This is a genomic window from Micromonospora sp. NPDC049836 (assembly GCF_044465125.1).
GTDB lineage: Bacteria > Actinomycetota > Actinomycetes > Mycobacteriales > Micromonosporaceae > Micromonospora.
In genome coordinates this window covers 63,129-73,782 of the sequence record NZ_JBITLH010000013.1, presented here as the reverse complement: position 1 = coordinate 73,782, position 10,654 = coordinate 63,129, and the positions used below count along the sequence as shown (strand labels likewise).

Annotated in this window: 8 protein-coding genes; 4 read left to right on the top strand and 4 right to left on the bottom strand. The window is 72.2% G+C overall.

What is annotated here, in order from left to right; genetic code table 11:
* The first annotated feature begins 39 nt into the window (after positions 1-39).
* Entirely contained in the window at positions 40-828 is a 789-nt protein-coding gene (locus tag ACIBPB_RS27925) for a hypothetical protein (protein ID WP_396842420.1), read from the top strand.
* 214 nt (positions 829-1,042) lie between these two features.
* On the opposite strand, the gene ACIBPB_RS27920 is transcribed toward ACIBPB_RS27925, so the two are convergent.
* Complete coding sequence (locus tag ACIBPB_RS27920) at positions 1,043-1,999, bottom strand: oxidoreductase (protein WP_396842419.1); 957 nt, start codon at positions 1,997-1,999, stop codon at positions 1,043-1,045.
* A gap of 81 nt (positions 2,000-2,080) precedes the next feature.
* Between ACIBPB_RS27920 and ACIBPB_RS27915 the strand changes: the two genes are divergently transcribed.
* Complete coding sequence (locus ACIBPB_RS27915; protein WP_396842418.1) at positions 2,081-2,716, top strand: TetR family transcriptional regulator; 636 nt, start codon at positions 2,081-2,083, stop codon at positions 2,714-2,716.
* Between the two features lie 87 nt (positions 2,717-2,803).
* Positions 2,804-4,099: a cytochrome P450 gene (locus ACIBPB_RS27910; protein WP_396842417.1), complete on the top strand. Its 1,296-nt coding sequence runs from the start codon at positions 2,804-2,806 to the stop codon at positions 4,097-4,099.
* Positions 4,100-4,150: 51 nt separating this feature from the next.
* On the opposite strand, the gene ACIBPB_RS27905 is transcribed toward ACIBPB_RS27910, so the two are convergent.
* Entirely contained in the window at positions 4,151-4,738 is a 588-nt protein-coding gene (locus ACIBPB_RS27905; protein ID WP_396842416.1) for a DUF305 domain-containing protein, read from the bottom strand.
* A complete protein-coding gene (locus ACIBPB_RS27900) occupies positions 4,729-8,619 on the bottom strand; it encodes a GDSL-type esterase/lipase family protein (protein ID WP_396842415.1) in 3,891 nt (1,296 codons plus the stop codon). Before ACIBPB_RS27900 ends, ACIBPB_RS27905 begins: the two co-directional genes overlap by 10 nt.
* Before the next feature lie 438 nt (positions 8,620-9,057).
* On the opposite strand from ACIBPB_RS27900, the gene ACIBPB_RS27895 reads away from it, so the two are divergent.
* Positions 9,058-9,630 carry a GNAT family N-acetyltransferase gene (locus ACIBPB_RS27895; RefSeq protein WP_396842413.1) on the top strand — a complete coding sequence of 191 codons (573 nt, stop codon included), beginning with the start codon at positions 9,058-9,060 and terminating at the stop codon, positions 9,628-9,630.
* 60 nt (positions 9,631-9,690) lie between these two features.
* Here ACIBPB_RS27895 and ACIBPB_RS27890 read toward each other — a convergent pair whose 3' ends face one another.
* Positions 9,691-10,653, bottom strand: a complete 963-nt coding sequence (locus tag ACIBPB_RS27890; protein WP_396842412.1) for a formylglycine-generating enzyme family protein — start codon at positions 10,651-10,653, stop codon at positions 9,691-9,693.
* Position 10,654: the final 1 nt, after the last annotated feature.

The following is a 10,654-nucleotide window of genomic DNA, read 5'->3' as shown; positions in this document are numbered from 1 at the left end:
GATTTGCGCCGTCAGGAACCTGGCGATTTCGCAACCGTCGTGGCAGACAGAAATGGCGCACGCGGGCGCTCCGACGACGAGGATGATGTCGAGACGAGCCTGCACCAGGCGCAGGAGTTGATCGGGCGGGCCATGCTGAGCCGCCGGCGCGCCAGCCGGGGGGTCCGACACCTGCCCGGTGACGACGCGGTCTTCCACTCCGCGATCGGCGACATGATCGCCACGGCCCGGCGGGAGGTCCTCTACGTCCACTCGACCCGCGACGCCTCCGCCGAGCGCCGGCGCCGGACCCTCCAACTGCTGCAGGAGGCGGATCAGCGGGGTGTCGACGTCAAGGCCCTGGTGCCGCCACACCTCGTCGGTACGACCGCCGGGACCATGCGCGAGCTGGGCGAGCAGGCCAGCTACCGGACCTGTGAGATGCCGAGCCAGGACCTGCTGATCGCGGACGGCCGGGAGGCGGCGCTGCGCATCCCGCGCCGCGACGAGGAGCCGGACGGGACGCTGCTCGTCTCGATCGACCCGCTCGTGCACGTCCTCCGCGCCTTGTTCGGCGTCACCTGGAGCTACGGGGTTCCGATCGCGGAGCTTCGCCAGATCCGGGAGAAGCTGCGGGGTCAACCCGCGCGCTCGATCCTGGCCAGCCTGGTCGCCGGCGACAAGGACGAGGTGGCCGCGCGCAAGCTGGGCATCTCGGTGCGTACCTACCGTCGCCACGTCGCCGAGATCATGCGGGGGATCCGGGCGAACTCCCGTTTCCAGGCCGGTGCCCGCGCCGCCGAGTTGGCGTTGTTCACCAATCCGGCGTTGCAGGAGGCCATGGACTGAGCGACCGCGCCGGGCGGAGGTGCGCCTGGGCGGGCGGCGTGGCGGTCATTACGGCTGGTCCGCGGTGCCGGTCGTCCCGATCGGCGCCGCGGCCGGCTCGACCCGCCGGGGCAGGCGCCGGAGCGCCGCGGGGAGGTGACTGGTGTCGACGGTGCGGGGCCGGCCGGGCCGTACCCGGACGACCGTCGCGGGCCGGGCCGGCGCGCGGTGCGGGTCAGACGGCGGCCGCGAAGGCGAACCGCACCCCGGTCGCCTGCTCGGACAGCTCCCACAGCCGGCGGCCGTTCGCCGGGTCGGTCGCGGCGGCGGCGAGCTTCACCGGCCTGGGGTGGCCGCGCAGCTCGGCGATCCCGTCCGGGCCGATGAGCTGGCCGGCCTGGGCGCCCGGATCGGTCGCCGCGTAGAGCTGCGGCCAGGCGCCGCGCTCCACGGGCTGGGCGAGCATCGGGTTGCCGAGCCGGCCGAGCAGCAGCTTCCACATCCCGGTGGTGGCCGCCGTCTGGAGGTTGGTCGCGGTGTAGCCGGGATGGGCCAGGATGCTGCGTACGGGGCTGCCCGCGTCGGTCAGTCGGCGGTGCAGCTCCCAGCCGAAGATGGCGTTGGCGAGCTTCGACATGTTGTAGAAGCCCATCGCCGAGTAACGACGCTCGCCGGTCAGGTCGTCGAAGCGCATGCGCGCCTGGCGGTGGTTGGTGGAGGTGACCGTGACGACCCGCGGGTCCCGGCCGACGGTGAGCAGGTCGAGCAGGAGGCCGGTGAGGGCGAAGTGTCCGAGGTGGTTGGCGGCGAACTGCACCTCGTGCCCGGCGGGGGTCAGGGTCCGCGGTGGCGCCATCACGCCGGCGTTGTTGATCAGCACGTCCACCCGGCCGTGCTCGTCGTGCAGCCGCTTGGCGAAGCTCCGCACCGAGTCGAGGTCGGTGAGGTCGACGCCGTGCACCCCTACGGTGGCGTCGGGCGTGCCGGCGGTGACCTCGGCGGCCGCGCGCCGGCCCTTCTCCTCGTCCCGGACGGCGAGGACGACCTGTCCGCCGTGCGCGGCGAGTGCGCGGGTGGTGGCGAGCCCGAGGCCACTGTTGGCTCCGGTCACCACGAAGACCCTGCCGTCGAGGTCGGGAATCTGCTCGGCTGTCCAGCGTTGGCGCGGCATACCGGGCACTATGGCAGTCATGGCACTCAGTGTCAAGGTGCCCGTGAGTGCCATATCCGGCATCGCGTATCATCGGGGCGTGAGGGCACCCCAGCGATGAGCATGGCCGAGCGGAAGCGCCAGTTCGTGACCGACGAGCTGGTCGAGGCCGCACTACAACTCCTGGCGCAGCGCGGCTTCCACGCCGTCACGGTCGACGACATCGTGGCCGCCGCGGGCGTCTCACGGCGGACCTTCTTCCGCTACTTCGCCTCCAAGGAGGACGTGGTCGTCCAGTTCCTGGCGGGAATGGGCACCGCCATCGTCGAGGCGCTCGCGGCCCGCCCGGTGGACGAGCCGCCGTCCGTGGCACTGCGCCACGCCGCCTGGGTGCCGGTCGCGGCCTGCGCGGATCACTCCGACCGGGCCCTCCCGGTGGTCCGGCTGATCATGCAGACCCCCGCCCTGCGGGCGCGTTACCTGGAGCGCCAGACGCAGTGGCGCGTCGGGCTCGCCACCGAGCTGGCGACCCGGCTGGGGCTGGATCCGGAGGGCGACCTCTATCCCACCATGGCGGCCGGGATGACCCTGACCGCGATCGACGCCGTGCTGCAGCGCTGGCAGGCGGGGGACGAGAAGGATCGGCTGGCGGACCTGACCGAGCGGGCCATGGCGATCATCGCCCCGGCGCTGGACGCCCCCGTGACGCCGGCCGGCCGACGTCGTACTCCCCCAACTGTCCGGATCCGGGGCGAATGACGCGAAAGGCCATGAAGGACAGCGAAGTCGACGTATCGCCGGTAGGTTGACGGACCCGTTCGCTCGAACGTCTGTCGAGGTGTTGCCATGTCCGATGTCGACGTCGCCGAACTGCCGGCGTTTCCCTTCCTGAGCCCTCGGGCCCAGCCGTTCGTCCCGGTCGGCGAGCCCGACCTGGCCCGCCTGGACGGGCCGGTGACCAGGGTGCGGCTGCCCTTCGGCGGCTGGGCCTGGCTGGTCACCCGGCACGCCGACGTCCGGGCGCTGCTGCGGGCGCCCGGGCTGAGCTCCAACCCGTACCGTCCCGGCTTTCCGGTGCTCAACCCGATCCCGCCCGAGCAGGAGAGCGCCGCGGGGGCGTTCATCTACCTGGACGGCGTGGAGCACAGCCGGCTGCGCAAGATGCTGCTGCCGGAGTTCATGCTCCGCAACATCCGGCGGATCGAGCCGCTGATCGAACAGACCGTGGTGGACGCGCTGGAGCGGATGCGGGCGGCCGGGCCACCGGCCGACCTGATCAGCTCGTTCGCCTTGCCGGTCACCTCGATGACCATCTGCCACCTGCTCGGCGTGCCCTATGCCGAACACGAGCGGTTCCAGCGGCAGAGCCTGGCCATCATGGACCGGGCCTCCGGGCCGGCGGAGATCAACGCGGCCCTCGGCGACCTCGGCGCCCTGCTGTTCGAGCTGATCCAGGCCAAGCGCGTCGAGCCCGGTGACGACCTGCTGAGCCGGCTGACGGTCGACTACGTCGTCCCCGGGGAGCTGGGCGTGGAGGAGCTGCTGGGCATCGGCATGCTGCTGCTCATCGCCGGCCACGAGACCACCGCCAACATGATCGGGCTCTCGGTGCTCGCGCTGCTCGAGCATCCGGAGCACCTGGCGGCGCTGCGCGACGACCCGGAGCGGGCGCCGGACCTGGTGGAGGAGCTGCTGCGCTACCTGACCGTGGTGCGCGCCGGCCTGCCCCGGTTGGCGCTCGAGGACATCGAGATCGGCGGCCAGCGGATCCGGGCGGGCGAGGGGGTGGTGGCGATGCTGCCGCTGGCCAACCGCGACCCCGCCGTCTTCCCGGACGGCGACCGGCTCGACCCCGGGCGCGCGGACGTCCACCAGCACCTCGCCTTCGGCTTCGGCGTCCACCAGTGCATCGGGCAGCCGCTCGCCCGGGCCGAGCTGCGGATCGCCCTGGTGGAGCTGGCCCGCCGCCTGCCCGACCTGCGGTGTGCCGTACCGGCCGGCGAGGTGCCCTGGCGCCCGAACGCGGTGACCTTCGGCCTGGCCGAGCTGCCGGTGACCTGGGCGACGCGGCCGGCGCCGCCCGGATCCGACGACGCGGCCCGCGCGGGTGACGCGGGCGCGGATCGGGCCGGCCGGCGCTGACCGCCCGGCGGCCGGCCGGGTCATCCCCGGCCGGCCGCCGACCACCGTGAGCTAACCGGCCGCTCCCTTCAGCCGCCGCAGCGTGGCCTCCAGGCCGGTGATCTGCGCGGTGGCGCCGCCGGCGGTCGTCGTCGCCAACTGGGTCACCGTGCCCGAACCGGCCGCGGCCAGCCGGGCCGAGGCCAGCCGCTGCACCGCCCGCTGGTTCTCCAGCAGCGACGACACGAACCGCAGGTCCAGCTCCGCACCGGCCGGGGCGCTCGGCCAGGCCGACGCCGATCCGGCCGGACCGGACGGGCGGCGGCCCCAACCGGTCAGCAGGGCGGTGGCCCGCTCGATCTCCCCGGGGTAGACCGTCACCACCCCGGACGCCAGGCCGGCGACCTCCCGATCACGGGCCTGGTCCCGCATGGCGGTGGCCATCGCCACCGCCTGCCTGCGCCGGGCCAGCAGCCCGTCGACGAAGGCCACGTCCGCCTCGGTGAACGCCGCCGGGGAACTCATGCTGCCCGGCGCGCCGGTCACCGTCCCGCGCGGGCTCGGGTCCGGCCTGGCCCGCTCGGGACCCCCGTCGTCGCACCCGGCCAGCAGCAGGAGCCCGGCCAGCAGGGCGGCGGCCTTCCGGTACGTCAGGAGCATGTGCGTCGCTCCCCCGGGCTGTCGTACAGGCCGTCGATCTGGTACTGCCCGCAGGTGACCAGGGTCCGCCAGTCCTCGACGCCGTTGGCGGTCAGCTGCGGGTAGTGGATCACCTCGTAGGACGGGAAGTGATCGGTGGTGAGCCGCGCCGCGCTGACGCCCTGCAGGTCGACCCGGGTGTCGATGTGGGCGCTGAGCGGCCAGATGCTGTTCGTCTGGGAGTTGCTCGCCTTCCAGTTGAAGGTCAGCGCGCTGCCGGTGCCGCTGTACCAGAAGTAGTTCAGGCTCACCGTGTCGAGGTCGTCCGCCGGCGAGGAGGAGTTGACCACCGGCAACGCGTCGACGCAGAGACTGAAGACACAGCTGCCCTGGGCGAGGACGCCGAACCTGCCGTACCGGTTCCCGGGGCTGCCGTCCGACGCCCAGGCCACGTGGATCCGGGCGCTGGCGTACGGGCGGTAGTCGGGGTTGACCCGGCCGTCGCTGATCGGGTTGTACGGGAACTTGTCACCGATGTAGGCGCGGGCCACCAGGATGCCGTTGCTCGGCGCGGCCGGGGCACCGTAGACCGACCGCCGGTCCTTGGACAGGACCGAGCCCTGGAAGTAGCGGTACTGGGCCTGGAAGAACAGGGGATTCGTCATCAACGGCGACATCAACGCCTCGCTCGAGCGGGAACCCGTGCGGCCGTACTTCGTCGCCGCCACCTGGAAGTGGTGGATCCCCTTGTCGACCAGGTAACCCATGGTGAAGCTGGTCCCGGTGACCGGGAACGGCAGCGGAGTCATCGCCGCGTCCTCGTCCGGCCGGCTGCTGACGCCGTGGTAGATGATGTAGCCGTCCGCGCCCGGCACCGCGTTCCACTTGAGCTTCGCCTCGTAGGCCCCGCCCTGGCTGGCCGTCAGGCCGGTGGGCGCCGCCGGCAGCAGGATGCTCACCCCGACCGTGTTGGAGTACGCCCCCCGTTGCAGGCCGTTCACGGCCTGGACCTTGAACTCGTACCGGTCGCCGGGTACCAGGAACTTGGCCTGGAAGGTCGGCCCGGAGACCGCGAACTCCAGCTGGCTGAACGCCTGGCCGGCGGTGACGTCACGCATCCAGATGTAGTAGCCCGTCGCGGTGCCGGAGCGGCCCCAGGACAGGGTCGCCTCGCCGAGCTTCGGGGTCACCGAGAGCGTGCCGACCTGCGGCGTCGGGCCCAGTGGCACCACCGCGACGGTGTTGGAGTAGCCGCCGGCGATGTAGCCGTCGACCGACTGCACCTTGAACTCGTAGGTGGCCCCGTTGACCAGGTTGTTGGCCACGAAGTAGCGGTAGCCGATGGCGTACGGCAGCCGCTCCCACGACTTGCCGAAGGTGATCTCCCGGACCCAGATGTAGTAGCCGGTCGCGCCGGAGGCGCCGGTCCACTGCAGGGTGGCCTTGTGGTCGCCGCCGGTCACGGTGAGCGATTCGGGTCCGGGCGGCGGCGGCGCGGTCGGCCGGACCGAGACCGCCGCCGTGGTGCCGCCGGCGATCAGCCCGTCGTACGCCTGGAGCTTGAACTCGTAGGTCGCGCCGTTGATCAGCAAGCCGGCCGTCCAGGAGTCGTCACAGATCGCGATCGGCAGCTTGGCGAAGCTCTCGCCCGCGGTCACGTTCCGCATGTACGCGTAGACGCAGGTGGCGTTGGCGGGCATGCTCCAGGTGAGCACCGCCTCCCGGTCGCCCGCCTTGGCGACCAGGTTGGTGGGTGCCGGTGGCGCCGGGCCGGTCGGCCGCGCGGTGACCGTCGCGGAGTAGCCGCCGGCGATCAGCCCGCTCTCCGACTGCAACTTGAACTCGTACGTCGCGCCGTTGGTCAGCAGTTCGGCGGTCCACCTCGTTCCCGGCACCGCGAAGGGCAGCCGGGTGAAGCTGCTCTCCCCGGCGCTGACGTTGCGCATGTACACGATGTAGCCCGTGGCGTTGGTCGCGGCCGTCCAGCTCAGCGTCACCTCGCGGTTCCCGTTGCTGACGCTCAGGTTGGTCGGGCCCGCGGGTGGCGCCACCGTCGGGCGCACCGACACGGTGCTGGAGAAGCCGCCCTTGACCAGCCCGTTGACCGACTGCAACTTGAACTCGTACGTCGCGCCGTTGACCAGCAGGTCGGCGAGCCACTGGGTGCCGGAGACCGGGAACGGCAACTCGGTGAAGTCGCTCTCGCCGGCGGTCACGTTGCGCATGTGCACCAGGTAGCCGGTCGCGTTCGCGGCTGCGGTCCAGCGCAGCGTCGCCGTGCCGTTGCCGGCGGTGGCGCTGAGGCCGGTGGGGGCGGCGGGCGCCGTGATCGTCGGACGCGCCGTGACCACGTTCGACAGGCCCCCGTCGATGAGCCCGTTCGCAGACTGGATCTTGAATTCGTAGGTCGCCCCGTTGACCAGGTCCTCGGCCGTCCACTGGGGGCCGGGCACCGGCCACGGCAGCCGGGTGAAGGAGGTCTCCCCGGCGGTGACGTTGCGCTGGTGGATGTAGTAGCCGGTGGCGTTCGGCACCTCGGTCCACTGCAGGCTCGCCTCGCCGTTGCCGTTGGTGACCCGCAGGTCGGTCACCCCGGCCGGCGCGGGACCGGTGGGGGTCACCGCCACCGCGCTGGAGGTCCCGCCCGCGATCCTGCCGTTGAGTGACTGGACTTTGAACTCGTACCGGGCGCCGTTGATGAGCCCTTCGGCGACCCACGGCGACGCCGCCACCGGGTAGGGCAGCTGGGTGAAGGTCGTCTCGCCGAGGGTGAGGTTACGCATGTGGATCAGATAGCCGCTGGCGTTCGGCGCGGCGGTCCAGCTCAGGGTGGCCGAGCGGTTCCCCGGCGCGGCGCTCGGCGCGGTGGGCGCGGCCGGTGGCGTCCCTGGCACGGTGAGGGTCACCTCGTTGGAGATCGCCCCGGCGTCGTTGCCCTTGGCCGCCTGCACCTTCCACTTGTACGTCGCGCCCGGCACCAGGTCCGTCATGTGCCAGGGGTTGTAGTCGGCGGTCAGCGGGATGGGCAGCTTCGTCCACTCGGCATTGAGCACGTCGTCCTGGGTCCAGACCCAGTACTGGTTCGCCCCCACCGACGGGGTCCAGGACAGGTCCGCCTTGCCGGCTCCGGTGGAGACGACCGACGCGACCGGCGCCTGCTGCGGTCCCACCGGCGGTTCCTGATACGGGCGCGGGTAACTGGCACCGACCGCGAAGCGGCTGGCGAGGACGTCGGCGAAGGCGGCGGCGATCCGCAGCTCACCGCGGGCGTTCGGGTGTACGCCGTCCCAGGTGTGCTCGCCGGGCACGAACTCACCGGTCGGGTCGGCCACCACCACGGGTGAGGCGGTGGTGGTCAACTGGGCGGCGACCGTCACCAGCCGCTGGTTCACGTCCGACACCTTCGCCGCGAAGGCGGTCTCGTCCGCGGCGCGCTGCGTCGGCAGGAGCTTGCTGAAGACCAGCTTGACGTTGGGGTTGCCGAGCCGCGCGTTGGCGATGAAGGTCCGCAGGTTCGCCTCGACCTGGGTCGGCGTGTGCGACAACCAGACCAGGTCGTTGATGCCCAGCAGCACCAGCAGGTAATCGGGCTGGTAGGTGGTGACCCGGTCCCGGATCACCCCCACCTCGGTGTCCAGGGGCTGACCCCAGGTCGCCTCGTGGTCCTGGTCGAAGGCCGGGTCGGCGTAGGTGTGGTCCTCGTCGCCGGATTCCGGCGTCATCATGTTCTCCAGGCCGGTCTTGGGCCCGACCAGGTCCACGGTCACGTTGTTGGCGACCAGATGCTTGTACAGCCGGTAGCGCCAGGTCCAGTCCCCGCTACTGCCGTGCGAGATGGAGTCCCCGACCACCATCACCTTGCCGGCCGTGCTCGCCGTCGGCACCACGGCCTGGGGCGCCACCCGGGCCGGCGCGGTGGCGCTGGGAGACGGAGACGGCGGGGGCGCGGCCGACGCCGGGGGCGCAAAAACCATTCCCGTGAGCAGTAAAAGGGCGCAGAGCATTGCCAACCGACATCTCATAGATGCCTCTCCCCGTGTGGCCGGACCTCGCCCGGATGGTCTACTTCTTATCGATCAAGACCATCAGCGTCAACGACGCATAACGATTTTCGTTAAAGCATTCATCCGGCCTTAAGGGGCGGCAGCCCGCCAAAAGACAATTCCGCGCCGCTTCGGACATTCCGTTTCGCGCGCCGGTCCATCGCGGCCATGGCGGCGGGGTCCGCGCTCGCCCCGCCGCCGCGTGTCGGGCCCGTCCTGGCACCCGCGGCGGCGGTGGCCGACGACGTGCTCGAACCCGGTTGATCGGCCACCGGCCGGGGCGGGATCATGACGCCCATGGCGCTGCCCACTCCCACCCTGCACACCGCTCGGCTCCGGCTGCGTCCCTTCGGCGACGCGGATGCCGACGACCTCTTCGCGCTGCACCGCGACCCCCACGTGTTGCGCTACTGGGACGCGCCGCCATGGCGCGAAGCCGAGCGGGCCGAGCGGTTCATCGCGGCCTGCCGGCAACTGGCCGCCGAGGGCACCGGGGCCCGGGTGGCCGTGGACCGCGCCGCGGACCAGACCTTCCTCGGCTGGTGCGGCCTGCTCCGGTGGAATCCGGAACACCGCAGCGCGACGCTGGGCTACTGCTATCGGCAGGCGGCGTGGGGCCGGGGATACGCGACGGAGGCCGCGCACGCGTTGCTGCGGTGGGCCTTCGACACGCTGGACCTCAACCGCGTCCAGGCGGAGGCCGACACCCGCAACGTGGCCTCGGCCCGGGTGCTGGAGAAGCTCGGTTTCGTGCGGGAGGGGACGCTGCGGGAGGACTGCGTGGTGAACGGCGAGGTCTCCGACTCGTGGGTCTACGGGCTGATCAGGCGGGAGTGGCAGCCGTCGCCGGCGCCCGACCCGGCCCGCTGACTCCCCGCGCCGCCGCCCGGCGTCCGGGTGGGTCGCCTCGGCCGCCCGCTCCGGAGCGGCTCAGGCGTCCACCGCGCACCGGAAGCCGGCGTGACCGGTCGTGCTGTCCGGCGTGGACGAGGTACGCGCCGACACCCGGTAGCGGTTGCAGTAGGACTCGTGGCAGAGGTACGAGCCGCCACGCATCACCCGGGTCAGGCCGGTTGCCGGGCCCACCGGATTGATCCGGGTCGCCGGCGAGGGCTCGGCGTGCCAGTCGGTGCTGAACCAGTCGGCGCACCACTCCCAGACGTTGCCGCTGGTGTTGTAGAGGCCGTAGCCGTTGGGCCGGTACGCGCCCACCGGCGCGGTGCCGAGGTGGCCGTCCTCGCCGGTGTTCCGTCGTGGGAAGTCGCCCTGCCAGGTGTTGCAGCGGTGCTGGCCGCGCGGGGCGAGTTCGTCGCCCCACGGGAGGCGGGCCTGGTCGAGGCCGCCCCGGCCGGCCTTCTCCCATTCGGCCTCGGTCGGCAGGCGCTTGCCGGCCCACGCGGCATAGGCGGTCGCGTCGTGCCACGACACGTGCACCACCGGGTGGTTCGCCCGCCGGGACACGTCCGAGCCCGGTCCCTCCGGCGCGCGCCAGGACGCCGCCTCCACCGGGAGCCACCACGGCGCCCCGGGCACCTGCCCGTCGAGCACCCGGTGCGCCGCCTCGCCCCGGACGAACAGGTGGAACACGTACGACCAACCGAACCGTTCGGCGTCGGTCTGGTAGCCGGTGGCCTTGACGAACGTGGCGAACTGGGCGTTGGTGACCGCCTTCGCGTCGATCCGGAATGCCGCGATCGACACCTCGCGGACGGGTCCCTCGCCGTCGTCGGGGAAGACGTCGGGGTCGTCGCTGCCCATCCGGAACGGGCCGGCCGGGATCAGCACGGTGCCGCGCGCGGCCTGCTGCCGGTCGACGACCCGCACCGGCACGACCGGTGCGGGCGCCTCGTCGTCGTGCGGGCCGCGGCCGGGGGAACAGCATGCGTGGGACACG